Raw genomic sequence first — 24,436 nt, 5'->3', positions numbered from 1 at the left:
ACCAACAAGTGGATAAACAGTGACAAGGACGCCGGAACCAAGACGCCGCGCCCCGGATTCACCAGGGCTTAGTCCAACACCAAGCCCTTGCCGCGGCCGCGCGTGAGGCGTACCGGGTTGATCTCGCCGAACCCGCGGACGTTTTCGGGGTCCTGCGGGATCAGGACGAAGCGCTCATCGTGCTCCAGGGCAGAGGCGGTCATGGAGTCCACCAGGACGGTGCCGGGATCGGCGAGGGTAGTCAAGCGTGCTGCGAGGTTGACGGTGGGACCATAAATGTCACCGAGGCGGGACAGGATCCTGCCCCACACCATGGCCACCCGGGCTTCCGGGAGAATCTCATCCTCGGTGAAGGCCTCGGCGAGCGCCAGGGAAATCTCGGCGCCGGCCGCAGGGGTTTCGGCGATATAGAGGACTTCATCGCCCACTGTCTTGACCAGCCGTCCGCCGCCCACGGAGATGATCTCGGCGCACTTGTTTTCAAAGCGCTGGACCAGCCGTGCGAGTGTCTTTTCGTTCATCCGGCGGGACAGGCTGGTGTAAGAAACCAGGTCCGCGAAACCCACGGCGCGGGCCAGGGGCAGCGGCGCGTCATCCTCGTCGCCTTCCCGGCCTTCTTCGCTCGCCTGTAAGCCTGCTTCAGCCCGGAGGGCGAGACGCTGGACGGCGGCGTTGAGCTGTCGGCGCCAGGAGTACACCAGGACTTCCTCGAGCGGGTCAACCAACGCGGGGAGCTCATTGACCAGCCGTTTTCGGGCCACGGCATCCGTGACGCCCTGCTCGTGGACCATGTCCTCAACCAGGGCCTCGATCTGCCAGACCACCATGCGGTCGGTCATCTGCCCGATCGAGCGGGTGATCGAGATGGCCGCTTCCTCGGTCAGCTTGCCGGTGCGGACCAGGTCCACCACGGTGGACAGGGCCGCTTGGTCGCGCTCGGTGAAGGCAACGTCCTCGTCGCCGAGATTCGGGAAGCCCAGGGCGCGCCAGAGTTTGCGGGCCGAGAGGAGTGAAAGGCCGGCGCCGGCCGCAACTTCACGACGGCGCAGCTTGCGTTCCCCGCCCAGGAGGCGGGCCTCGAGGGCCTTCATGGCAAGGCGCTCGGCGGACATCGCGCCGGTGGGCGGGTGCCGGTCGACGGCGGGCATCACGGGGTCGGAAAAGGTTTCGGACCCCGACGGGTCGGCGGAGGAGTCCGCGCCGGTATCAGAAGCGGCAGGCCGAAAAGCGGCGGATCCAAAAGGGGCAGGATCAAAGCCGGCGGTGCCGGGTGCGATGCTGTCGACGCGTTCCTGCTGGTCCTCATCGGTCATCCCGTCCACCTTCTCTCATATCCTCCGGAAACGCACCGGCGGGGTAATACGTGGCGCCGCCCGGCTGGGCCCCGCTTTCATCCGGCAATTCCCCGATGGCATCGAGGATAAAGTCACGGAACCTTGCAACCTCGGGCACGTCACGAAAGGTCACCACGCCCTGGTACCCGGTTTCCAAGGATATATTCCCGGAGCGCACCAATCGCTGCAGCACCGATTCGTGGACCGTCAGGTTACGGACCGATGCGAGGTTCACCTGCTGGTCCCTCCGGTTCAGCAGGCCGTACCGGGCCACCATCCGCTGGCTGGTCAGGGTGTAGCGGGTGCCCTGCCAGCGGAGCAGGCGCGGCAGGCAGTAGCCCAGCCATACCGCTGCAGCCGCGAGGACGCAGGCGGTGACGAGCCACGGCGTCCATTGCCGGCCGATCGCTGGCGCCAGGCGTGCCGCGCCGCCGCGGATGATCCAGGCGCTTGCGTAGGCAGCCAGCGCCGGGGCCAGCACGAAGGCCACCGCAGCCCCGGCCAGCCTCCTCGGCTGCGGACGGGTTGTGACGATGACCTGCTCCCCGGGAACGAGGGTTTTACGCATAACCGCCTTGGTTGGGCGCGTCCGGCGCTGTCCAGGGCCGCAGGTGCACCACGTCTCCCGCCGTCACCACGTGCTCGCGCCCGTCGCGGTCCACCACCAGCAGCGAGCCGTAGTCGTCCAGCCGGGAGGCGTGTCCAATAATTTCGTGGTCGCCGGGAAGCTGGGCGCGCACCTGCTTGCCCAGCGTGACCATGACGGCCTCCACCCTTTTGTGCAACGAGGGCCCACCCGCCATGCCCGCTGTGGGGTCGCCGTCGGCATTGCAGAAACTGCGGTAAAGGACCGCAAAGTGGGACAGGTAGCTCTTCAGCAGGGCTGTGCGGTCTGTGGTGCCGGCACCTTCGAGGGCCACGGAGGTGGCGGTGGGAACGGGAAGTTCGCTTTCGCGCAGGGTGACGTTCAGGCCGGTGCCCAGGATGACGGGGGGCACGTTGCCGTCCGCCATCGGTCCGAGCTGTGCCAGGATGCCGGCGATCTTCCTGCCGCGCACCAGGACGTCGTTGGGCCATTTGAGCTCGGCCGGGATGCCGGCGGTTTCCAAAAGTGTCTCCCGCAGCGCGAGGGCCGCGATCAAAGAGAGCCAGGAGTAGCTCTGGGTAGGCAGCGGCCGTCCGTCCGCGTTGACCGGGCGCAGGACTATCGAGACGGACACCGAACTCAGCGGCGGAGCTTCCCAGTGCCGGTCCAGCCGGCCCCTGGCGGCAGTCTGGTACTCGGCGGTGAGGACGGAGAGGTCCGGCCAGGCCGCGGGATCCACCGTGGCACCGCGCAGGAGGTCAGCATTGGTGGAACCGGTGGAGTCCACCACATCGATCCGGGGTATCCCCGTGGCGGACAGGAAGCGCTGGTCGGCCAGGTCCCCTCGGTTCAGGGGGGTGCCCGGTGCGTGTGCGTCGTCCATACCTAAATCCTACCGAGCGGAACACCGCGCCGGTGGCGCCGCTACAGGAAGATGTCGGGAACCAGCTGGTCCTCGGGCGCCCCCAGGCTGTAGGGGCGGAAGTCCGCCACGCCGGCAGCAGCCAGGACCTGCTCGTCCGTGTAGAAGTTGCCCGACGGCGGCGTGCCGGCACCGAGGTTGGCGCCGGTGAGGACCGCATGGGCGGCGTCGGCCATGATCTGCGGGCCCCGCGCGGCCAGGACCATGCTTTCGCCGTGGGGCATGTTGCGGATGGCAGCGGTGTCGATCAGGGTGCAGGGCCACAGGGAGTTGACCCGGATCCCGTCCGCCTTCAACTCCTCGGCGAGGCCCAGGGTGGTCAGGCTCATCCCGTATTTGGCCATGGTGTAGGCGAGGTGTTTGCCCGCCCAGGAGGGGTGCAGGTTCAGCGGCGGGGAGAGCGTGAGGATGTGCCCCTGCTCCGAGGCCCGCAGCGCCGGCAGGGCCAGTTTTGACAGCAGGAAGGTGCCGCGGACGTTGATGTCCTGCATCAGGTCGTACTTCTTCATGTCGACGGCGTCCGTAGTGGACAGGTCGATGGCTGACGCATTGTTGATGACGACGTCGATGCCGCCAAACCGCTCCATCGCGGCATCCACCGCGCCGGCCACGTCGTCATCCCTGCGCACGTCACCCACCAGTGGCAGAGCCTGGCCACCCGCGGCCACCAGTTCCTCGGCAGCGGTGTAGACCGTACCCTCCAGCTTGGGATGCGGCTCCCCCGTCTTGGCCAGGAGCACGATGTTGGCGCCGTCGCGCGCCGCCCTTTTGGCTATGGCGAGCCCGATCCCGCGGCTGCCGCCGGAAATCAGGATGGTCCGTCCGGCCAGGGAACCTGCCGCCCGGTAGGGGCTGTCGGGAGCATGCAAAGCATCGTCGCTTGGGGTCATGGCACCACTGTAGCCCAACTAAGTTACCGGTGAGTAACATTGATGGGAGGCGGCTGGAACGGCAGAAAATTGTAGGTTCCCTACAGCCGTGGGCGTCCAAAGCGTCACTAGACTTGCCAGCAGGGTTCGTCTTTTGTGTGGATGCTACTTAAAGCGCCGCGCAGCCCGACGTACCAGCCAACGGAATTGACCTGCTACAGAGCCGGAGACACTTGATGAGCCACGATCTGACAACGACCGCGGGGAAGATTGCCGATTTCCGCGACCGCCAGGCGCGCGCCGAACAGCCCTCCGGCCCCGAAGCCATCGAAAAGCAGCACGCGCGGGGCAAGAACACCGCCCGTGAGCGCATTGCCCTCCTGCTGGACGAGGACTCATTTGTCGAGTTCGACGCCCTGGCTGTCCACCGCTCCACCGCCTTCGGCATGGAGAAGAAGAAGCCGCTGGGCGACGGCCTGGTCTCCGGCTACGGCACCGTGGATGGACGGCTGGTTGCCGTCTACAGCCAGGACTTCACCGTCTACGGCGGATCACTCAGCCAGGTCAACGGCGAAAAGATCGTCAAGGTCCAGGAGTTCGCGCTCCGGAACGGTTGCCCCGTCGTCGGCATCCTGGACGGCGGCGGCGCCCGCATCCAGGAAGGCGTTGCCTCGCTGGCCATGTTCGCCGACATCTTCCGCAACAACGTCCATGCCAGCGGCGTGGTGCCGCAGATCTCGCTCATCATGGGCCCCTCCGCCGGCGGCGCGGCCTATTCCCCCGCCCTCACCGACTATGTGGTGATGGTGGACAAGACCTCGCACATGTTCATCACCGGCCCGGACGTCATCAAGACTGTCACCGGCGAGGACGTGGACATGGAAACCCTGGGTGGAGCGCGGCAGCACAATGCCACCACCGGAACCTCCACCTACCTGGCCTCGGACGAAACCGACGCCATCGAGTTCGTGCGCGAACTGCTGGACTTCCTGCCCTCCAACAACCTGTCCGAGGCGCCCGTGCTGGGACACCAGCAGGAGTTGGAAATTGACGACGACGACCTCGCCTTGGATGCGCTGGTCCCGGATTCTGCCAACCAGCCCTACGACATGCGCGCCGTGGTGGAACAGATCGTCGACGACGGGCACTTCCTCGAGATGCAGGCCTTGTACGCCCCCAACGTGATGATCGGCTACGGCCGGGTGGAGGGGCACACCGTTGGCATCGTGGCCAACCAGCCGCTGCAGTTCGCCGGCACCCTGGACATCGCCGCCTCCGAAAAGGCCGCCCGCTTTGTCCGCCACTGCGACGCCTTCAACATCCCGATCATCACCCTGGTGGACGTTCCCGGGTTCCTTCCCGGCAAGGACCAGGAGTTCCAGGGCATTATCCGCCGCGGGGCCAAGCTCCTCTACGCCTACGCCGAGGCCACCGTCCCCAAGCTCACCGTCATCACCCGCAAGGCCTACGGCGGCGCCTACATTGTCATGGGTTCCAAGAAGCTTGGCGCGGACCTGAACCTGGCCTGGCCCACGGCGCAGATCGGCGTCATGGGTGCGCAGGGCGCGGTGAACATCCTGTACCGGCGCGATCTGGCAGCCGTCGCCCAGGACGGCGGCGATGTTGAGGCCCGCCGGGCCGAAGTGATCCGCCAGTACGAGGAAGAACTCCTCAACCCCTACCAGGCTGCCGAACTCGGCTACGTGGATGCGGTCATCGCCCCCTCGGACACCCGCATCCAGATCATCAAGGGATTGCGTGCCCTGCGCGACAAACGGGCCAGCCTCCCCGCCAAGAAGCACGGGAACATCCCGCTGTGACGCCCACTGAAAGCCCTGCGGGCGCAGGCCCAGCCGACACCCATGATGCCCAAGCCGCTCCCCTGCTCTCTGTTGTCAAAGGACAGCCGAACGCCGAGGAACTGGCCGCGCTGACCGCCGTCGTGCTCTCCCTGGGTGGCGAGAGCCCTGCTCCCCGCAAGAGCCCCAGCGTGCGCCACTGGGTGCGCCGGCAGCAGCTCCGCCTCGCCCCCACGCCCGGGCCGGGCGCCTGGAAGCGCAGCCAGGGCTGACAGGAGCGCCGACCCCGGCGGGGCATGCTGACGTTGCCCACCTTGCCCCGTTAGGCTCTGGGTGTGACTACAGACACCTCTTCCGCCGCGCGCCCGCATACCCGGATCGACGCCGTCGCGGACAACTACACAGACACCCTCATCAGGCTCAACCCGACGTTTGCCACCACCCTTGGCCTGCCCGGACATGAGACGGAGTACCAGGACTTCTCCCCCGCCGGCATCGCAGGTTTCGCAGAGGCGGCACGTGATGCCCTGGCCGCGTTGGAAGGCCTGGAGCCTGAGGACGACGTGGACGCCGTCACCTTGGACGCCATGCGGGAGCGGCTGGGCCTGCAGCTCCTTATCCACGCCTCCGGGTGGGAGTACGCGGAGCTGAACAACATCGCCTCCCCGGCCCAGGACATCAGGGCCATTTTCGACCTCATGCCCACCGACACCGAGCAGGACTGGGAACACATTGCCGGGCGCGCGCACAACGTGCCTGCGGCCATCAGCGGCTACACCGAATCCCTGCGCCTGGCCAAGGACGCCGGCAGGGTGGCAGCTGCACGCCAGGTGCGGATCGTCATCGAGCAGGTGGCGAAGTACGCCGCGGCAGACGGCTTCTTCGCCAAGCTGGCGGCGCAGGCCTCCACCTCTGCCGGGCCATTGCCCGCAGCCCTGCAGGACAAGCTCGACGCCGGCGCTGACGCCGCCCGGCGTGCCTACACCGGACTGGCGGAATTCCTGCGCACCGAACTGCTCCCCGCTGCTCCCGAGAAGGACGCCGTAGGCAGGGGCCGCTACGCCCTGGCTTCCCGTTCGTTCCTGGGCGCCGAGGTGGACCTGGAGGAAACCTACGCGTGGGGCGTGCAGGAACTGGACCGCCTCATCGCCGAGCAGGAACAGGTTGCGGCAACCATCAAGGCAGGCGCCACCATCTCCGAAGCCAAGGAAATCCTCAACAACGATCCCGCCCGCCAACTGAAAGGCACCGAGGCACTGCGGGAATGGATGCAGGGCCTCTCCGACAAAGCCGTGGCCGAACTCGCCGGCGTGCACTTCGACATCCCGGACGTCATGAAGAAGCTCGAGTGCAGGATCGCCCCCACCGACGAAGGCGGCATCTACTACACCGGCCCCTCCGACGACTTCAGCCGCCCCGGCCGCATGTGGTGGTCCGTCCCCGCCGGCGAGGACACGTTCACCACCTGGGCTGAAACCACCACCGTGTACCACGAGGGCGTCCCCGGCCACCACCTCCAGGTGGCCACTGCCACCTACCGCCGCGAACTGCTGAACAAGTGGCGTCGCAACGTCTGCTGGACCTCCGGCCACGGCGAAGGCTGGGCCCTCTACGCCGAAAAGCTCATGCAGGAACTCGGTTACCTGAAAGACCCGGGCGACCACATGGGCATGCTGGACATGCAGCGCATGCGTGCAGCCCGGGTGGTCTTCGACATCGGCGTGCACCTCGAACTGGAAATCCCCGAACGCTGGGGCTCCGGCACCTGGACCGCCGACAAGGGCTACGACTTCCTCAAGGAAAACCTCCCCATCAGCGAGGGCCAACTGAACTTCGAGTTCACCCGCTACCTCGGCTGGCCTGGCCAGGCCCCCTCCTACAAAGTGGGCCAGCGCCTCTGGGAACAGATCCGCACCGAACTGGAATCACGGCCCGGGTTCGACCTCAAGGAGTTCCACACCAAGGCCCTCAACATCGGCTCCGTTGGACTCGATACCCTTCGCCGGGCGCTGCTGTCCTAGCTCGCCCCTCCAGGGGCGGAAGGGCGACATCCTCTGCGCGCTGCTCGTTCCTCACGCCTGGGCCCACGCCGGCAGGGTTCCCTGGCCGAGTTTGCGAGGTTAGGGAGCCGGTGGGGAGCAAGCTGCCGGAAGGCAGCGGGCCTTTTGCCCGCGGAACCAGCGAGATGTTAAGCACACCGGCGCTGGGAATAAGTAACAAATGCCACTGTCTGCCTTACGTTCTCGCGGTTTTTCCAGATCTCGGCGCAAATCATGCACGTAACATTTCTCAATGTTGGTTCGACGTGGTATTGGATGGGGTCTAGCTTGTTCTGGTGAGCACTCAGACAAGCACCCCATCTCCCGCAGGGAAGACCGGATTCCAGCTGCCCAAATGGGCGGGCTCGTTCGGCTTCCAGATTATCGCCGCCCTTATCGTGGGCCTCGGCCTCGGACTGCTGGCCAAATACACCGGCAGCACCAAGGCCAACCCCAACGCGCTCGGCGCCACACTGCAGACCATCGGCTCAAGCTACGTGTCCCTGCTGCAGACCGCCGTCGTTCCGCTGATCTTCACCGCCGTGGTCAGCTCCATCTCCAACCTGCGCCAGGTATCGAACGCGGCCAGGCTGGCATGGAACACGCTGCTGTGGTTCGCCATCACGTCCCTGATCGCAGTGCTGATCGGCATGGGCCTGGGCGTCCTGCTGCAGCCCGGAGCCAACACCGGCATCAGCGGGGACGCCAAGTACACCGGCAAGTCCGGTGACTGGTGGGCCTTCCTCGTGGGCCTCTTCCCCAAGAACTTCCTGGGCCTGGGTGCCAGCTCCACCGTCGGCGATTCCGGCGCCGTCACCACCTCCGTCAGCTTCAACGTCCTGCAGATCCTGGTCATCGCCATCGCCGTGGGCGTCGCCGCCCTCAAGGTGGGCAAGGCTGCAGAGCCCTTCCTGAAGCTGAATGCCTCGGCCCTCGCCGTCATCCAGAAAGTCCTTTGGTGGATCATCCGCATCGCACCGCTGGGCACCATCGGCCTGATCGGCAACGCCGTCGCCGTCTATGGCTGGGACACCATCGGCTCGCTCGGCAAGTTCACCGTGGCCATCTACGCAGGCCTGGTCCTGGTGCTGTTCGTGGTCTACCCCATCCTGATCCGCAGCCACGGCCTGTCCATCAGGCAGTACTTCTCCGGCGTATGGCCCGCCGTCCAGCTGGCCTTCGTATCCCGCTCCTCCGTGGGAACCCTGCCGCTCACCCAGCGCGTGACCGAGCGCAGCCTGGGCGTCCCCCGCGCCTACGCTTCCTTCGCCGTGCCGCTGGGCGCCACCACCAAGATGGATGGCTGCGCGGCCATCTACCCTGCCGTGTCGGCCATCTTCGTGGCCCAGTTCTTCGGCATCCACCTGGACTTCAGCCAGTACCTGCTGATCGCCCTGGTCTCGGTCCTCGGATCCGCGGCAACCGCCGGCACCACCGGCGCCGTGGTGATGCTCACCCTCACGCTCTCCACGCTGGGACTGCCGCTGGCCGGCGTCGGACTCCTGCTCGCCATCGACCCGATCCTGGACATGGGCCGCACCGCTGTGAACGTTGCAGGCCAGGCGCTGGTCCCCACCATCGTGGCCAAGCGACAGGGCATCCTGGATGAGTCGCTGTACAACGCGCCCCGCAACGGCACGCCGTTTGTGGACGACAGCGACGCCGTGGCCACCGCGACCGACGGCACCACTGCTGACACCGCACCCCGCGAACTGCAGGATGCAAAGGCGTAACGGGCACCAGATATAGAAGAGCGTCCCCGGGAGATTACCCGGGGACGCTCTTTTTGGGTTAAGGACTCCGCAGCACGCTGGGTTAGCGGCCGCCGCCCCCGATTACTCCGCTCTGGACAGCCTTGGTCACCGCGTCCGCCTCGGCCTGTGTCAGCTTCCCGTCCGTGACCGCCTTGTCCAGCCGGCTCTTGAGCTCAGCGGCATGCTCGGACTGCTCCTCGCTGCGGATCTCCTGGAGGGCCGCTGTCACCTTCGCCTCATCAATGCCCAGCGATGTGGCAAGGGACTTGGCGAGCGCAGCCTCGCGGGCAGCCGCATCCGGCTTTTGCCCCTCAGCCGGCGGCGTGCTGGGCTTGTTGGCCTCGCGGAAGGTTTTCAGGGCTTCCTTCACCTTGGCTTCGTCCACGCCGAGCTTCGCTGCCAGCGTGGAGGCCTGCTCCAAGCCGTGACCGCCGCGGCCGCCGTGCCTGCCCATCCCGTCCTGGGCAGCGCCGGTGCTTCCGTCGGCCGAAGCGCTGGAACTCGAGCTGGGCGTGGGAGTGGGCGTCGTAGTGGTGGCAGAGGCCATCCCGGCAACGCCGATTCCGGCACCGAGCGCCAGCGCTGCCGCTGACAGGCCCAGGGTCATCTTCTTCGTGCGTTTCATCTTTTGTCTCCTGATTCGCCGTCGCGTGACGGCTGCTGGTGGTACACCTCTTGGCGAGACACACCAAGCTTCACTGGGAAGGATCAGGAGCGGCTGTTCGGAACCTTTCGTTCTCCTGTGAATCCGGTTGGACCCCCAGCCCTCGGGAGTCTCACAACTTGCATGCAGTGCAAAGTTGCACGTAGTGTAAGGGCTGTGGCAATACCCCTTTCTTCGCCAGGCGCTGAGCCGGCTACCCCATCGCGCCGGGAGCTCAACAAGGCAGCCACGCGCCAGGCCATCACGGACGCCGCGCTGGGACTTCTTCGTTCCAAGGGCCCCGGCAACTTTACGGTGGAGGACATCGCCGACGCCGCGGGCATTTCACGCCGCACCTTCTTCAACTACTTCAGCAGCACCGACGCCGCCCTGGCGTCCATCGTCCACGGCTTCCTGGACAAGGCCATACAGATTCTGCGCCTCCGCCCGGCAGAGGAACCCATGCTCGAGTCGGCGCAGGCCGCACTGGTGGCCCTGGCCGACCCCAAGGCCATAGCACCGCTGGCGGAACTGTTCACGCTGACGCAGCAAAGCCCGCTGATGTCCTACCCCGAACTCGAGGCATGGGACTACTGCCGGACCCAGGTCTTCACGGTCGCCCGGGAACGCCTCGCCGGTACCCCCGGCGGACAGGACGAGCTGTACGTCCACGCCTTGGCCGGCTCCATCATCTCCTGCGGCAAGGCAGCCATGGAGGTCTGGTTCAGCCGCCGCGGCCCGGACTTATCCCCCGCTTCGCTGGACGAGCTCCGCCAGCTGCTCATCGACTCCATGGCCCTGCTGGGCGCAGGCTTCAACACCTCTGCTTTCCCATCCGCAACCCGTTCCTCCTGATCAGATCGGCTCTCCCGCATGGCACTCCTCCTCTACCGCCTCGGCAAGTTCTCCTACCGCCGGCGCTGGCTTGTCATCTCGCTTTGGCTTGCCGTGCTGGTGGCCGTGGGCGGTTCGGCCGCGGCCTTCCACGGCACCCTGTCCAACAACTTCCAGATTCCCGGAACCGAAACCCAGCGGATCGCGGACAAGCTCAAGCAGGAGCTGCCCTCGGCGTCCGGCGGCAGCGCCACCATCGTCTTCGAAGCGCCCGACGGAGGCTTCACAGCGGAGAGCCGGGCGGCCGTAATGGACGCACTGAAGAAGCTCCAGACCCTCCCCGAAGTCCGCGGCACGGTGGATCCGTTCGCTACCCAGGCCCAGGTGGACCAGGCCGGCAAGGCCATCACCGACGGCGAACAGCAGCTGGCCGCCGGCCAGGCCCAGCTTGACGCCTCCCGGACACAGCTGGAGGCCGGCAAGGCGCAGCTTGCGGCCGCCGAGCAGCAGCTCACCGCGGCGGGAGCGCCGGCAGCACTGATTGAGGCCCAGCTGGGCCAGCAGAAGGCGGCGCTGGCGGCCGGGCAGGCCAAGCTCGACGCCGGCACCCAGGAACTGGAGGCCAATAAGGCCAAGCTGGAACTCGGCAAGCGCCAGGCCCAGGCAGCCTCCGCGATCCGCTTCGTTTCCGAGGACAACAAGGCGGCCGTGGCCCAGGTGCAGTTCAACACGTCCATCAACGGACTGGCCCCAACGGTCCGCAAGCAGGTGCAGCAGATCGCCCACGAAACCTCCTCGGCCGGCGTGACGGCATTCGCGAGCAAGGAGATCACCGAGGACATCTCGGCCCTCTTCGGTACCGCGGAAATCGTCGGCATCGCAGTGGCCGCATTGGTCCTCATCCTCATGCTGGGAACGCTGATTGCCGCCGGGCTTCCGCTGTTGATGGCCATCATGGGCGTCGGCGTGGGTGTCGGCATTACGTTCGCGCTCTCGGGCCTGTTCGACATGAGCTCCATCTCCCCCATGCTGGCCCTCATGCTGGGCCTCGCCGTGGGCATCGACTACTCCCTGTTCATCGTCAACCGGCACCGGACCCAGCTCCTGGCTGGCATGGACCCTGAAGAGTCCGTGGCCCGGGCCAACGGCACATCCGGCAACGCGGTGGTCTTCGCCGGCCTCACGGTGATCATCGCCCTCGCAGCCCTGGTGGTTCCCGGCCTGCCGTTCCTCACCGTCATGGGCCTTTCGGCAGCCGGAACCGTGGCCGTTGCGGTCCTGGTCGCCATCACCCTGACCCCCGCCATGCTGTCCCTGATCGGCCGGCGCATCATCTCCAAGCGGGCCTGGGCCAAGTCGGAGGCCCACAACGCTGAACCGGGCCACGAAGCCAGCGACCTTGCGCTCGACCGCGAACGCAGCACCCACGGTTGGGGCGGCTTGGTCACCAAGCACCCGTGGGTGGCGCTTATTGCCGGCGTCCTCCTGCTGGGCACCCTCGCCCTGCCGGCTACCCAGCTGCAGCTGGCCCTGCCCGACGGCGGCTCCGAACCCGTGGAGTCCGAGGCCTACCAGGCCTACGACCTGACCGCGCGCAGCTTCGGCGAAGGCGTCACCGGACCCATCGTGGCGGTGGGCGAGTTCCCCGCAAACCTGGACGCAACCCAGGCGCAGAAGCTGCAGTACGACATCGCGGACAAGCTCCGCGCCGTGGACAACGTGGTGGCCGCCGTGCCGGTGGCGCTCAGCGAAGACCGCCGCACCGCCGTGTTCCAGGTCATCCCCAAGGAGGGCCCGGCCAGCGCCAGTACGGTCAAGGTGGTTTCCGAATTGCGCGGGCTCAACGGCGACATCAAGGCCGACTACGACGTCGCCATGGGACTGACCGGGCAGACCGCCGGCAACGTGGACGTCTCCACGAAGCTTGGTGACGCCCTGCCGCCTTACCTGGCGATCGTCGTCGGGCTTTCCCTGGTCCTGCTGCTGCTGGTGTTCCGCTCCATCGTGGTTCCGCTGCTGGCCACGGGCGGCTTCCTGCTGTCCCTGTCCGCCGCCTTCGGCGCCGTGGTGGCGGTGTACCAGTGGGGCTGGCTGGGGAACGTCTTCGACGTGGCCAACCCGGGTGCCGTGCTGAGCTTCCTGCCCATCATCCTGATTGGCGTGCTGTTTGGCCTGGCCATGGACTACCAGGTGTTCATAGCTTCCGGGATGCGCGAGGCCTACATGCACGGATCATCCGCCAAGGAGGCAGTCCGTGTGGGCTTCCGGCACGCGGCAGCTGTGGTTACAGCCGCGGCGATCATCATGGTGAGCGTGTTCTCCGGCTTCATCTTCAGCCACCTCACTATGGTCCGGCCGCTGGGCTTTGCCATGGCCTTCGGCGTCCTGTTCGACGCCTTCGTGGTCCGCATGACCATCGTGCCGGCCGTGATGTACCTGCTGGGCGCCAGGTCCTGGTGGCTGCCCCGCTGGCTGGACCGGATCCTGCCGGACGTGGACGTGGAGGGCGCCAAGCTCAACCGCGGCCAGGCTGCACCGGTTGCCGGCGAGCTGGTCCACTAGGCTGAAGCCGTGCTCCATCTGATCCTCGCCTCCCAGTCCCCCGCCCGCACCAAGCTCCTGGCCGAGGCCGGTATCCGGCACACCGTGCTGGTGTCCGACGTCGACGAAGCCGCCGTCCAGGAACGGTACGGCGTCACCGACCCGCATGACACCGCGCTGCTGCTGGCCCGGGCCAAGGCCGAGGCCGTCGCGTCGCTGCCGGAGGCGGAAGGTGCGCTGGTCCTTGGCTGCGACTCCGTCTTCGAGTTCGACGGCGAGGCTCACGGCAAGCCCTACACCGCCGACGTCGCACGCGAACGGATGCTGCGGATGAGCGGCAGGGCCGGCGTGCTGCACACGGGCCACTGGCTGGTGGACTGCAGGGACACGGACGACGACGGCAGCGGCGGCCGCGGCTCGGGCGCCACGCTCGGGGCGGTCGCCTCCGCCGAAGTTTCCTTCCTGGACATGGAACCGGCAGAGATCGACGCCTACATCGCCACCGGTGAACCGCTGCACTGCGCGGGTTCCTTCACTATCGACGGCCTGGGCGGGGCCTTTATCCGGAAGGTCGACGGCGACCCGCACGCCGTCGTCGGCCTTTCCGTCTCCACCCTGCGCGGACTGCTCGCTGCCGCCAATGTGCGGATCACGGACCTCTGGCCGCCGCGCTAAGACCGGCGGTTTTCGGACCCCCTTGTAGCTTCCCTACAAAGGAAGGCTGCTTTACACGCGGATTCCGCAAGTAATATCGGCGGAACCTCCAAAACCGCGCTAGGCTCCCTGAAGGAAAGAAGGAGACGCCTTGTCAGCAAATTTGGAGCAGTCCGCAGGAACCACGCAGCCGAGCCTCACAAAGGTGCTGATCGCCAACCGCGGCGAAATCGCCGTGCGCATCATCCGGGCGGCCCGGGACGAGGGCCTCGCCTCCGTCGCCGTCTACGCTGACCCGGACCGCGATGCCCTGCATGTCCGGCTCGCTGACGAGGCCTACGCCCTGGGCGGCACCACCGCCGCCGAGTCCTACCTGGTGATGGACAAGATCATCGAGGCTGCCCGCCAGTCCGGCGCCGACGCCATCCACCCCGGCTACGGCTTCCTGGCCGAAAACGCCCAGTTCGCCGCCCGGGTGATCGAGGCCGGCATCACCTGGATCGGCCCCTCCCCCGAGGCGATCTCCGCCCTGGGCGACAAAGTCCAGGCCCGGCACATCGCCGAAAAGGTCGGCGCACCGCTGGTGCCCGGCACGGCCGATCCCGTTGAGTCCGCGCAGGAGGTCCTGGACTTCGTTGACCAGCACGGCCTGCCCGTGGCCATCAAGGCCGCCTTCGGCGGCGGCGGGCGCGGCATCAAGGTGGCCCGTACCCGGGAAGAAATCCCCGAACTGTACGAGTCCGCCGTCCGCGAGGCCACGGCAGCCTTCGGGCGCGGCGAATGCTTCATCGAGCGCTTCCTGGACGCCCCGCGCCACGTGGAGACCCAGTGCCTGGCCGATTCCCACGGCAACGTCGTGGTGGTGTCCACCCGCGACTGCTCGCTCCAGCGGCGCAACCAGAAACTCGTGGAGGAGGCCCCGGCCCCGTTCCTCACTGAGGACCAGAACCGCAAGCTGTACGAATCCTCCAAGGCCATCCTGAAAGAGGCCGGCTACCTGGGCGCAGGCACCTGCGAATTCCTGGTTGGCCAGGATGGAACCATTTCCTTCCTTGAGGTCAACACCCGCCTCCAGGTGGAGCACTGCGTCTCCGAGGAAGTGACCGGCATCGACCTGGTCCGCGAGCAGTTCCGGCTGGCCCGCGGCGAGGAACTGGGCTACGGCGACCCCGAGGTGCGCGGCCACTCCATCGAATTCCGCATCACCGGCGAGGATCCGGGCCGGAACTTCCTGCCCGCCCCCGGCACCCTCCGCGTCCTGAAAAACCCCACCGGCCCCGGTGTCCGCGTGGACTCCGGCGTGGAGCAGGGCGACGTAATCAGCGGAAACTTCGACTCCATGCTGTCCAAGCTCATCATCACCGGCGCCAGCCGCCCGCAGGCCCTGCAGCGTGCCCGCCGCGCCCTGGAGGAGATGGTGGTGGAGGGCATCCCCACCGTCATCCCGTTCGACCTCGCCGTCGTCTCGGACCCTGCGTTCGCACCCGCCGAAGGCCCCTTCAAGGTCCACACCCGGTGGATCGAAACCGAATTCAGCAACAACCTGCCCGCATGGACCCCTGAGGGGACCGTTGACGGCGAAGGCTCCGGCGAAGACCGCCAGCGCGTGGTGGTGGAGGTAGGCGGCAAGCGCCTTGAGGTGGTCCTTCCCGCGTCCCTGGGCACGCCGGGAACGGCAGCGGCTGCGACGGGCAAGCCGGGCAAGTCCAAGAAGCGCTCCCGCTCTGCAGGTCCCGCCGCCGCCACCGGCAATGCGCTGACCTCCCCCATGCAGGGAACCATTGTGAAGGTGGCTGTGACGCACGGCGACGTGGTGTCCGAAGGCGACCTGGTGGTGGTCCTCGAGGCCATGAAGATGGAGCAGCCGCTCACCGCACACCGTTCCGGCACCATCACGGGCCTGACCGCAACGGCCGGCGAGACGGTGTCCGCGGGCGCCATCATCGCCACCATCGAGGACTAGAAGGCGGCCCGGCAGCCATGCTCGCACCAAGTTTCCAGGAAGAAGTGGACCGCTACCACCAAGCGGTTCCCGAGATCACCCGCGGCAATGCGGCTCCAATCAAGGAACTGTACTCCCGGCTGGATGACGTCACGCTGGCAAACCCGTTCGGCGGGATCGCCCGCGGCTGGGCCCAGGTGGAAGCCCGGTTGGACCAGGCGGCACGCCAGTTCCGCGACGGCGAGATGCTGGGCTTCGACACCGTGACCTCCTACACGGCGCGCGACACTGCCTACCTGGTGGAGACAGAGCATTTCCGGGCACGGCTGGACGGGGCTGCAGCCACGGAGGAGTTCGCCCTGCGCGTGACCAGCATCTTCCGGCGCGAGGAGGGCTACTGGAAGCTGCTGCACCGCCACGCGGACCCGGCGGCCCGGCCCCAGTCCCGCCGGTCGCTGACGCAACCGCCGGCCTGAGCCCGCATCTAACCTGGGCCGGCACATAGCCTGAACGCAAACAGCCCGACCCGGCGGGTGCAGTCCTGGTGCCGGCAGGCGTGGTGCTGGCAGGTGCAGCCGCCAGGATGCAGACTTTACTCATGCTGCCTTTCCTGCTCCTGGCCTCCCGTGCGGAGGATGCCGCCGCGGAGGATGAGTACGCCGCCTACCTGAGGTACGGCGGACTTGAAGAACGGGAACTGGTCCGCGTCCGGCTCGAAGCCGCTCCCCTGCCCTCGCTGGACCTTTCAAAGTACTCCGGCGTGATCGTCGGCGGCAGCCCCTTCACCTCCAGCGACCCGCCGGAGCACAAGAGCCCTGTCCAGCACCGCGTGGAGCAGGAGTTGGCAGCGCTCCTGGACCAGCTGGTGGACCTTGACTTCCCGTTCCTCGGCGCCTGCTACGGAGTCGGCACGCTCGGGAGCCACCAGGGCGCCGTGATCGACCGGACCTACGGCGAGCCGCTGGGCGCGGTGCAGGTGGAACTGACCGAGGAGGGACTGCAGGACCCCATCCTGCAGGGAATGCCCCAAACCTTCACAGCCTTCACCGGACACAAGGAAGCCGTCAGCTCGCTGCCCCCGCACGCTGTGCTGCTGGCGCGGGCGGCCTCCTGCCCCGTCCACATGTTCCGCGTCAAGACCAACCTTTACGCCACCCAGTTCCACCCGGAGCTGGACACCGACGGGCTGGTGACCCGGATCGACATCTACCGGCATGCCGGCTACTTCCCGCCGGAGTCCGCGGAGGAACTCATGGCGGCGGCACGGCAATTCACCGTCACCGAGCCCATGGCCGTGCTGAAGAACTTCGTGGCCCGCTACGCCCGCTGAGCCCCAACCTCCCAAGCCGCGGCAGCCCGCCGTCGTGCGTTCCTGCCCGGTTACCTCCGGCACTTAAGGGAGATGCCCGGCACCAACCCCGTTATTGCGGGGGCGGGGCCGGGCATCTCAGCCACTAACCGGGCCGGACTGCACCCAGGGCGTCAGGCCACGTTGTTCTCGTAGTCCACGTCCCGGGTTTCGCGGGTGAGGAACAGCGCGATCAAGGTGAGCACCGCCATCGAGGTCAGGTAGACCCCGACCAGGACCGGGCTGCCCTTGGCAGCTTCCCAGAGGGCCACCGCGATGAACGGCGCCACTGCTGCACCCAGGATGCTGGAGAAGTTGTAGCTGATGGCGGAGCCCGTGTACCGCACGTTGGTGGGGAACAGTTCTGGCAGCAGCGCCCCCATCGGGCCGAAGGTGAGGCCCATGAGCGAGAACCCGAGGATCAGCAGGCCCATGGTGCCCAAGAAGCCGCCGCTGAACAGCGGAACGAACAGCAGGCCGAAGACGAAGATCCCGGCGGTGACGGCGAGGAGCATCTTGCGGCGGCCGAACTTTTCCGCCAGCGGTCCGGAGACAAGGGTGAAGATGCCGAAGAAGACGACGCCGGCAATCAGCATCCAGAGGAAGTCGTTGCGGCTGTAGCCAAGGCCGGGGACGAACGCGGCGGCGGCGGCTTCGCTCATCGGCTTCCCGGCCTTTTCGGCTGCGGCCTTGGCGCCTTCCAGGGTTGGCTTGGTGCCGTATGTGAGCGTGAACGTGGTCATCAGGTAGAAGAGCACGTAGGTGGCCAGCATGATGAAGGTACCCAGGATCAGCTGGCGCCAGCTGGTCTTGAAGACGCGGCCCAGCGGCAGCTTGGCGACCTCGTTGGACTCCAGGACCTTGGTGAAGGCCGGGGTTTCGATCAGCTTGAGCCGGACGTACAGGCCGATGATGACCATGACGGCGCTGAGCAGGAATGGAACGCGCCAGCCCCATGCCGCGAAGGCCTCCGGCGCCAGGGTGTAGCTTGCCACCAGGAAGATGACGTTGGCGATGATGAAGCCGATCGGGGCGCCGAGCTGCGGGAAGGTGCCGTAGATGGCGCGCTTGTTGGCGGGAGCATTTTCGGTGGCCAGCAGCGCGGCCCCGCTCCATTCGCCGCCGAGCGCCAGGCCTTGGGCGAAGCGCATGACCACCAGCAGGGCCGGCGCCAGGAACTCCCAGCCCGGAACCAGCGCGGTGGGAAGGCAGCCGATGAGGAACGTGGCGATACCCATGGTCAGCAGCGAAGCCACCAGCGTGCCCTTGCGGCCAAACTTGTCACCGAAGTGCCCGAAGATGATGGAGCCGAGGGGGCGGGCGATGAAGGCCACGCCAAACACGGCAAAGGAGCTCAGCAGCTGTGTGGTTTCGTTCGCGCTGGGGAAAAAGAGCTTCGGGAAGACGAGGACGGCGGCGGTGGCGTAGACGTAGAAGTCGTAAAACTCCACTGTGGTGCCGATCAGGCTGGCCACGATGACGCGGCCGCGGGAGTTCACCGGCTGGTGTGCACCTGGCAGCGCGGTGGTATCGGTGGATGACATAGGTAAGCGCTTTCGTGAGACCGGCCGGGCACAGGCAGGACTGCCACCCGGCTCGAATAGTTAGAGTTCGATCTTACTTGCCTCCGTCCAGTCAATGGACGAAACGTCCAGCATCCGGACTGGTGTTGTCTGTCTCACAACGCGGCTGTTCCCCGGCGCCTCACGCCGCCTGACTGTGCCGGATAGGCAAAAGTCACAGCGCGTTAACACACATCGACTGTCCACGAAACGAGCCATCCCTAGGTTTGAGGAAACCCCATCCCCGAAGGAGGTAAACCGTGACTGTTGACCGCACTGTCGAAACCGGCGTACAGCCCGGCCCTGCCCGCGCCACAGACTCACCTGCCCTTGAATTCCGCCCCGGCCGCTGGATCGCCAACTGGGATGCGGAGAACAAGGAGCAGTGGGAAACCGCGGGCCGCGCCATCGCACGCCGGAACCTGAACTGGTCCATATTCGCCGAGTTCCTGGGTTTCGTGGTCTGGCAGCTCTGGTCCATCGTGGTGGTCCAGCTTCCCGCCGCCGGCTTCACCTTCTCCACGTCGGAGATCTTTTGGCTCATCTCCATGCCCAGCCTGGTGGGCGCCACGCTCCGCATTCCCTACACGTTCATGGTCCCCCGCTTCGGGGGCCGGAACTGGACCATTGTGTCCGCCCTGCTGCTCCTGATCCCCTCCACCGGGCTGGCCCTCTGCGTCTCCAACCCGGAGACCCCATTCGGCGTCATGCTCCTTGTGGCGGCCCTGGCCGGCTTCGGCGGCGGAAACTTTGCCAGCTCCATGGCCAACATCACCTTCTTCTACCCGGCCCGGGAAAAGGGCTGGGCGCTGGGCCTGAACGCCGCGGGCGGAAACCTCGGTGCCGCCGTCGCACAGCTTGCCGTTCCCATTGTGATCACCCTGCTGGCCGCCGGCACCGTGAACCTTCCCATGGCCGGCTGGATGTGGGTTCCCTTCATCCTGCTGGCAGCCTTTGGGGCCTTCAAACACATGAACAACCTCACCAGCGCCAAGGGCGACGTGGCCGGATCGGTGGCGGCGCTCAAGGAACCGCACCTGTGGATCATGGCGCTGCTGTACATCGGGACGTTTGGTTCCTTCATCGGTTTCGCCGGCGTGTTCCCCAAGCTGATCAAGGACTACTTCCCCGGGTTCTCCACCATCGGCGTGGGAACCGTGGCCCTCTCGCTCGCCTTCCTGGGCCCCCTGGTGGGCTCGCTGGCCCGCCCCTACGGCGGACGCATGGCGGACCGCATGGGCGGAGCCCGGATGACCGTTTCGGCCTTCGCCGCCATGGCCGTAATCACGCTGACCATGGTCTGGACGCTGCCGCTGAAGAACTTCCTGCTCTTCCTGGTCCTGTTCCTGATGCTGTTCACTGCCAGCGGCTTCGGCAACGGCGCCACCTACCGGATGATTCCGGTCATCTTCGCCACCTCCAGCCGGGCCGCGCGCAAGGGCGCAAGCTCCGTGGCCACGCAGCGGCTGGCGTCCTCTGCCCTCGGCCTGATCTCCGCTATCGGGGCCTACGGCGGCTTCGTCATCCCCCAGGTCCTGAACGCCTCCAGCAGCGCCAGCGGTTCCTACACCCCCGCCTTCTACGGGTTCGTCGGCGCGTATGTCCTGATGCTGGTGGTCTGCTGGGCCTGCTACATCCGCAAGGCAGGCCGGAACGCGATGGGACACATCTAGCATGCCCGCAAGCGCCGACACGCACTGCCCCTACTGCGCCCTGCAGTGCGCCATGACGCTCACGCCCACCGCGGGCCTGGCACCGGCTGCCCAGCCGGGGCCGGGCCCCGCGCCGGCACCCCGTTCCACGCCCGGGCCTGCATCCAACCCGGCACCTGCCCTGGAGGTTGCCGGCCGGGACTTCCCCACCAACCGCGGCGGCCTGTGCCGCAAGGGCTGGACCTCGCCGTCGCTGCTGAACCACGCGGGCAGGATCACTGAGCCCCTGCTGAAGGGTCCCGACGGCGTGCACCGCCCCATCGGCTGGGACCAGGCCCTGGACCTCGCGGCCCGGGCAGTGAAGGACGCCTGCGCCCGGTACGGTGCGGACGCCGTGGGCGTGTTCGGCGGCGGCGGACTCACCAACGAGAAGGCCTACATGCTGGGCAAGTTCGCCCGGCTGGCCCTCGGCACGTCCCGCATCGACTACAACGGCAGGTTCTGCATGTCCTCCGCGGCGGCTGCCGGGATGCGGGCCTTCGGCGTGGACCGCGGCCTGCCCTTCCCGGTCGAGGCGCTGGACACCGCCAGCACCATCCTGCTGCTCGGTTCGAACGTTGCCGAGACCATGCCGCCGTTCGTGCAGCACCTCAAGGGCGCCCGCGACGCCGGCGGATTGGTCGTGGTGGATCCGCGCCGTTCCGCCACCGCAGCCTTCACGGCAGATGGCGGCGGACTCCACCTCCAGCCGCTGCCCGGCACAGACCTCACCCTGCTGCTCGGCCTCTCCCACGTGGTCATCCACGAGAACCTCGTGGACAGCGCCTACGTCCAAGAGCGCACTTCCGGCTACAGCGCGGTGGTCCGCAGCGTCAACGCCTTCTGGCCCGAACGCGTCCAGTCGATCACCGGCGTCCCGGCGGAGCTGATCCGGCAGACGGCCCGCATGCTTGCGACCGGAGCCCGGGCGGGCGGGAGCTACATCCTCACGGGCCGCGGAGTGGAGCAGCATGTCGACGGCACCGACACAGCCACCGCCGCCATCAACCTCAGCCTCCTGCTGGGCCTGCCCGGGTCCGCCCGCAGCGGCTACGGCACCCTCACCGGCCAGGGCAATGGCCAGGGCGGCCGCGAACACGGCCAGAAGGCGGACCAGCTTCCGGGCTACCGCAAAATCACCGACCCTGCCGCCCGCGCGCACGTCGCCGCCGTCTGGGGTGTCCCCGAGGACCTGATCCCCGGCCCCGGCCTGCCGGCCGTGCAGCTGCTGAAGTCATTGGGAAAGCCCGACGGCGTCCGGTGCCTTTTCGTCCATGCCTCCAACATTGCGGTGGCGGCACCCGATGCGAATGCCGCCACTGCGGGGCTGCGCAGCCTGGACTTCCTGGTGGTCTGCGACTTCTTCCTGTCCGAAACCGCCGCGGAAGCGGACCTGGTCCTGCCCGTGCTGCAGTGGGCCGAAGAGGACGGCACCCTGACCAACCTGGAAGGACGCGTGCTGCGCCGCCGCCGCGCCGTCTCCCCGCCCGCCGGCGCCCGCAGCGAACTGTGGATCATGGCCCGCCTGGCTGAGCGGCTGGACGCACCCTCCACCTACAGCGAGGACCCGGAGACGGTCTTCGAGGAGCTGCGGCTCGCCTCCGCCGGTGGCCTCGCTGATTATTCAGGCATCGACTACGCCATGCTGGACCGCGGCGAGCCCGCCTACTGGCCGTACCCGGCCGGCAGTTCCGGAACGCCGCGGCTGTTCACGGACCGCTTTGCGCACCCCGACGGCAAGGCGCAGCTGGTCCCGGTGGCGCCGCGCCGCCGTCGTACGCCTGCTGTCAGCCCCGGCCCCGCTGCAAAGGAAATGACCCTCATCACCGGCCGGCTCCTGGAGCACTACCAGTCAGGTGCCCAGACCCGGCGCGTGGCGGAGCTCCTCGCCGCCCAGCCCGAGGCGAAAGTGCAGCTCCACCCCGCGGCAGCGGAAGCGATGGCCATCGCCGAGGGATCATTGGTCTCCGTGGCCAACAGCCGCGGCGAGGTGGTGTGCCGGGCGGAGCTGAGCACGGCAATCCGCCCCGAGACGGTTTTCCTGCCCTTCCATTTTCCGGGTTCCGAAAGCGCCAACCGGCTGACCGAAGCGGCCACCGATCCCGTCTCCGGAATGCCCGAATTCAAGTTCAACACCGTGTGGGTCCGGCCGGTGGCCGCACCCGATTCCGCCCGCATGCTGCAAACGACGGAGGCCTCATGAGCGAGCAGATTGTCATCGTGGGATTCGGCCCCGTGGCCGCCAGGCTGGTGGATGAGCTGCTGCCCGCCGTGCGCGGAGGCCGGATCCGGCTCACCGTGGTGGGCGCGGAAGCCGATGCCGCCTACAACCGCGTGCTCGTGGCGGATCTCGGGGTCGGCCGGACCACTGCAGACGCCCTGGCACTCGCTGACGCGGCCGGGCTGGCCGAGGAGGGCGTAGACGTCCGCCTGGGCATGCGGGTGAAGCGCGTGGACCGGGCGCGGCAGCAGGTCCTGCTCTCGGACGGGTTCATGGTCCACTACGACCGGCTGGTCTTCGCCACCGGGTCCCGCCCGGTGATCCCCAACCTCACCGGCATCAACCCGGATCCCGCTACCCCGGTCCTTCCCGCGGGCGTTACGGCGCTGCGGGACCTGAGCGACGCCGCTGTGCTGCGGAAGGCGGTGGACGGCGGCAAGCGGGTGGTGGTGCTGGGCGGCGGGGTGCTGGGGCTGGAAACGGCGTTGGCAGCGGCGGAGGAGGGCGCCACCGTGACGGTGGTCCACAACGGCCCGCACCCGCTGGGCAGGAGCATCGACCGCGGCGGCGGAGCGGTCCTTGCCGCGGGGCTGCGGCGGTGCGGCGTACGGGTGGCCGCCAACGCACGTTCCACGGGGGTGGAGCACAACGGGCCCGACGGCGGCTTCTCGGCTTTGCTGCTCGATGACGGGTCCGGGATTGACGGCGACCTCCTGGTCATTTCGTGCGGTGTCCGTCCCCGGACCGAACTGGCCGAAGGATGCGGGCTGTCCACCGGTACCGGCATCCTGGTGGACCACCGGTTGCGGGCGCACCACGAACCGCACATTTTTGCCATCGGCGACTGCGCCGAGGTCCGCTGCCCGGACCCGGGCTGCGCGGGGTGCCGCAATGCCAAGGGTCCGTCGGGGCTGGTGGGGCCGGGCTGGCGGCAGGCAGAGTGGCTGGCCGGCTACCTCACCCTGCTGGCCGAAGGGGCAGCCGCGGAAGCCGAGCTGCTGCCCGCCCTGCCGCCGGAGCAGCCCGGCGTGGTGGTCTTGAAGGCCCGTGGAATGAACATGGCCGTGGCCGGCGACAACTCCGCCGATCCCTGGGACGAGGAGATTCTCACGGCCGGGGCAGCCACCGGCCGGCCCCGCCTGCAGGTCTCGCAGTGGGCAGATCCGGAGCACGGCCGGTACGTCAAAATGACCACGCGTGGGGGCGTCCTGGAAGGACTGGTGGCAGTGGGCATGCCGAGGACGGCTGCCGAGCTGGTGGGGCTCTTTGAACGTGGGGCTGAACTGCCCGCGGACCGGTCGCTGCTCCTCCGCCTGGACGGTCCGGACCAGCTGCCGGGCGCCAGCCCGGTGGATCCCGCCGGAACCGTGTGCCGGTGTGCCGGCGTGAGCGGGGCTGCCATTACGGCTGCGGTCTCCGATGGCTGTGCCACTGTTGCGGAGGTTTCGAAGGCCACCCGCGCGGGCACCGGCTGCGGCGGCTGCCACGAGGACATCAAGGGCCTTATCGAACGGCACTTCTCCCCAGCCTTGCCCTAACCTCGCAAGCTCGGTCAGGGAACCCGGCGGCCGTGGCCCCACCCAGCCTTGCCCTAACCTCGCAAGCTCGGTCAGGGAACCATAGTTGACGGCGCATGAACATGGCGGCGAAGGTAAAGGCACCACCATTGATTGGGCGGTGTTCCGGCATCCGCCCGT

19 protein-coding genes are annotated in these 24,436 nt (G+C 67.5%); 13 read left to right on the top strand and 6 right to left on the bottom strand.

The window, feature by feature from the left end:
• Positions 1 to 68: 68 nt before the first annotated feature.
• Genes LFT49_RS07215 through LFT49_RS07200 form a run of 4 tightly spaced genes read right to left on the bottom strand, consistent with a single transcriptional unit; the run spans position 69 to position 3,732 of the window.
• Positions 69 to 1,313, bottom strand: a complete 1,245-nt coding sequence (locus LFT49_RS07215; protein ID WP_373462197.1) for an adenylate/guanylate cyclase domain-containing protein — start codon at positions 1,311 to 1,313, stop codon at positions 69 to 71.
• Entirely contained in the window at positions 1,303 to 1,902 is a 600-nt protein-coding gene (locus LFT49_RS07210) for a PH domain-containing protein (protein WP_236801781.1), read from the bottom strand. Before LFT49_RS07210 ends, LFT49_RS07215 begins: the two co-directional genes overlap by 11 nt.
• A complete protein-coding gene (locus LFT49_RS07205; RefSeq protein ID WP_236801780.1) occupies positions 1,895 to 2,803 on the bottom strand; it encodes a biotin--[acetyl-CoA-carboxylase] ligase in 909 nt (302 codons plus the stop codon). The genes LFT49_RS07210 and LFT49_RS07205 overlap by 8 nt, the downstream gene beginning before the upstream one ends.
• A gap of 41 nt (positions 2,804 to 2,844) precedes the next feature.
• On the bottom strand, positions 2,845 to 3,732 hold the full coding sequence (locus tag LFT49_RS07200; RefSeq protein ID WP_236801779.1) for an SDR family oxidoreductase: 888 nt from the start codon (positions 3,730 to 3,732) through the stop codon (positions 2,845 to 2,847).
• A 215-nt stretch (positions 3,733 to 3,947) separates the two neighbouring features.
• Between LFT49_RS07200 and LFT49_RS07195 the strand changes: the two genes are divergently transcribed.
• The 4 genes from LFT49_RS07195 (at position 3,948) to LFT49_RS07180 (ending at position 9,282) form a co-directional block, all read left to right on the top strand.
• Positions 3,948 to 5,531 carry an acyl-CoA carboxylase subunit beta gene (locus tag LFT49_RS07195; RefSeq protein ID WP_236801778.1) on the top strand — a complete coding sequence of 528 codons (1,584 nt, stop codon included), beginning with the start codon at positions 3,948 to 3,950 and terminating at the stop codon, positions 5,529 to 5,531.
• On the top strand, positions 5,528 to 5,782 hold the full coding sequence (locus LFT49_RS07190) for an acyl-CoA carboxylase subunit epsilon (RefSeq protein ID WP_236801777.1): 255 nt from the start codon (positions 5,528 to 5,530) through the stop codon (positions 5,780 to 5,782). Before LFT49_RS07195 ends, LFT49_RS07190 begins: the two co-directional genes overlap by 4 nt.
• 63 nt (positions 5,783 to 5,845) lie before the next feature.
• Positions 5,846 to 7,531 carry a DUF885 domain-containing protein gene (locus LFT49_RS07185; protein WP_236801776.1) on the top strand — a complete coding sequence of 562 codons (1,686 nt, stop codon included), beginning with the start codon at positions 5,846 to 5,848 and terminating at the stop codon, positions 7,529 to 7,531.
• A gap of 314 nt (positions 7,532 to 7,845) precedes the next feature.
• Positions 7,846 to 9,282: a dicarboxylate/amino acid:cation symporter gene (locus LFT49_RS07180; RefSeq protein WP_237430156.1), complete on the top strand. Its 1,437-nt coding sequence runs from the start codon at positions 7,846 to 7,848 to the stop codon at positions 9,280 to 9,282.
• A gap of 82 nt (positions 9,283 to 9,364) precedes the next feature.
• Here LFT49_RS07180 and LFT49_RS07175 read toward each other — a convergent pair whose 3' ends face one another.
• Positions 9,365 to 9,928, bottom strand: a complete 564-nt coding sequence (locus tag LFT49_RS07175) for a hypothetical protein (protein ID WP_236801774.1) — start codon at positions 9,926 to 9,928, stop codon at positions 9,365 to 9,367.
• A gap of 162 nt (positions 9,929 to 10,090) precedes the next feature.
• Here LFT49_RS07175 and LFT49_RS07170 point away from each other — a divergent pair, with 162 nt between their 5' ends.
• From LFT49_RS07170 to LFT49_RS07145, 6 genes are all read left to right on the top strand, one after another.
• Complete coding sequence (locus LFT49_RS07170) at positions 10,091 to 10,801, top strand: TetR/AcrR family transcriptional regulator (protein ID WP_373993373.1); 711 nt, start codon at positions 10,091 to 10,093, stop codon at positions 10,799 to 10,801.
• Between the two features lie 18 nt (positions 10,802 to 10,819).
• Positions 10,820 to 13,342, top strand: a complete 2,523-nt coding sequence (locus LFT49_RS07165; RefSeq protein WP_236801773.1) for an MMPL family transporter — start codon at positions 10,820 to 10,822, stop codon at positions 13,340 to 13,342.
• Between the two features lie 9 nt (positions 13,343 to 13,351).
• The gene (locus tag LFT49_RS07160) at positions 13,352 to 13,996 is read left to right on the top strand and encodes a Maf family protein (protein ID WP_236801772.1); all 645 of its coding nucleotides are present in this window, start codon (positions 13,352 to 13,354) and stop codon (positions 13,994 to 13,996) included.
• A 130-nt stretch (positions 13,997 to 14,126) separates the two neighbouring features.
• Positions 14,127 to 15,938, top strand: coding sequence for an acetyl/propionyl/methylcrotonyl-CoA carboxylase subunit alpha (locus tag LFT49_RS07155; protein ID WP_442863678.1), 1,812 nt, complete (start codon positions 14,127 to 14,129; stop codon positions 15,936 to 15,938).
• Between the two features lie 17 nt (positions 15,939 to 15,955).
• Complete coding sequence (locus LFT49_RS07150; protein ID WP_236801771.1) at positions 15,956 to 16,393, top strand: YybH family protein; 438 nt, start codon at positions 15,956 to 15,958, stop codon at positions 16,391 to 16,393.
• A gap of 122 nt (positions 16,394 to 16,515) precedes the next feature.
• A complete protein-coding gene (locus LFT49_RS07145; protein WP_236801770.1) occupies positions 16,516 to 17,247 on the top strand; it encodes a glutamine amidotransferase in 732 nt (243 codons plus the stop codon).
• A 152-nt stretch (positions 17,248 to 17,399) separates the two neighbouring features.
• Here LFT49_RS07145 and LFT49_RS07140 read toward each other — a convergent pair whose 3' ends face one another.
• Entirely contained in the window at positions 17,400 to 18,809 is a 1,410-nt protein-coding gene (locus tag LFT49_RS07140; protein WP_236801769.1) for an MFS transporter, read from the bottom strand.
• Positions 18,810 to 19,087: 278 nt separating this feature from the next.
• Here LFT49_RS07140 and LFT49_RS07135 point away from each other — a divergent pair, with 278 nt between their 5' ends.
• Genes LFT49_RS07135 through LFT49_RS07125 form a run of 3 tightly spaced genes read left to right on the top strand, consistent with a single transcriptional unit; the run spans position 19,088 to position 24,277 of the window.
• The gene (locus LFT49_RS07135) at positions 19,088 to 20,500 is read left to right on the top strand and encodes an MFS transporter (RefSeq protein ID WP_237430155.1); all 1,413 of its coding nucleotides are present in this window, start codon (positions 19,088 to 19,090) and stop codon (positions 20,498 to 20,500) included.
• A gap of 1 nt (position 20,501) precedes the next feature.
• Positions 20,502 to 22,721, top strand: coding sequence for a molybdopterin oxidoreductase family protein (locus LFT49_RS07130; RefSeq protein WP_237430154.1), 2,220 nt, complete (start codon positions 20,502 to 20,504; stop codon positions 22,719 to 22,721).
• Complete coding sequence (locus LFT49_RS07125) at positions 22,718 to 24,277, top strand: FAD-dependent oxidoreductase (protein ID WP_237430153.1); 1,560 nt, start codon at positions 22,718 to 22,720, stop codon at positions 24,275 to 24,277. The genes LFT49_RS07130 and LFT49_RS07125 overlap by 4 nt, the downstream gene beginning before the upstream one ends.
• Positions 24,278 to 24,436: the final 159 nt, after the last annotated feature.

It is taken from the genome of Arthrobacter sp. FW306-06-A (genome assembly GCF_021870055.1).
Taxonomy (GTDB): domain Bacteria; phylum Actinomycetota; class Actinomycetes; order Actinomycetales; family Micrococcaceae; genus Arthrobacter.
The sequence above is the reverse complement of the archived record's forward strand: the minus strand, read 5'-3'. Positions and strand labels throughout refer to the sequence as shown.

Excerpts from the sequence above, each read along its gene's own strand:
- LFT49_RS07145 (WP_236801770.1), top strand. The coding sequence starts at position 16,516 with ATGCTGCCTTTCCTGCTCCTGGCCTCCCGTGCGGAGGATGCCGCCGCG.
- LFT49_RS07140 (WP_236801769.1), bottom strand. The coding sequence starts at position 18,809 with ATGTCATCCACCGATACCACCGCGCTGCCAGGTGCACACCAGCCGGTG.
- LFT49_RS07125 (WP_237430153.1), top strand. The coding sequence starts at position 22,718 with ATGAGCGAGCAGATTGTCATCGTGGGATTCGGCCCCGTGGCCGCCAGG.
- LFT49_RS07150 (WP_236801771.1), top strand. The coding sequence starts at position 15,956 with ATGCTCGCACCAAGTTTCCAGGAAGAAGTGGACCGCTACCACCAAGCG.
- LFT49_RS07200 (WP_236801779.1), bottom strand. The coding sequence starts at position 3,732 with ATGACCCCAAGCGACGATGCTTTGCATGCTCCCGACAGCCCCTACCGG.
- LFT49_RS07215 (WP_373462197.1), bottom strand. The coding sequence starts at position 1,313 with ATGACCGATGAGGACCAGCAGGAACGCGTCGACAGCATCGCACCCGGC.
- LFT49_RS07205 (WP_236801780.1), bottom strand. The coding sequence starts at position 2,803 with ATGGACGACGCACACGCACCGGGCACCCCCCTGAACCGAGGGGACCTG.
- LFT49_RS07165 (WP_236801773.1), top strand. The coding sequence starts at position 10,820 with ATGGCACTCCTCCTCTACCGCCTCGGCAAGTTCTCCTACCGCCGGCGC.
- LFT49_RS07170 (WP_373993373.1), top strand. The coding sequence starts at position 10,091 with ATGCAGTGCAAAGTTGCACGTAGTGTAAGGGCTGTGGCAATACCCCTT.
- LFT49_RS07175 (WP_236801774.1), bottom strand. The coding sequence starts at position 9,928 with ATGAAACGCACGAAGAAGATGACCCTGGGCCTGTCAGCGGCAGCGCTG.
- LFT49_RS07195 (WP_236801778.1), top strand. The coding sequence starts at position 3,948 with ATGAGCCACGATCTGACAACGACCGCGGGGAAGATTGCCGATTTCCGC.
- LFT49_RS07130 (WP_237430154.1), top strand. The coding sequence starts at position 20,502 with ATGCCCGCAAGCGCCGACACGCACTGCCCCTACTGCGCCCTGCAGTGC.
- LFT49_RS07210 (WP_236801781.1), bottom strand. The coding sequence starts at position 1,902 with ATGCGTAAAACCCTCGTTCCCGGGGAGCAGGTCATCGTCACAACCCGT.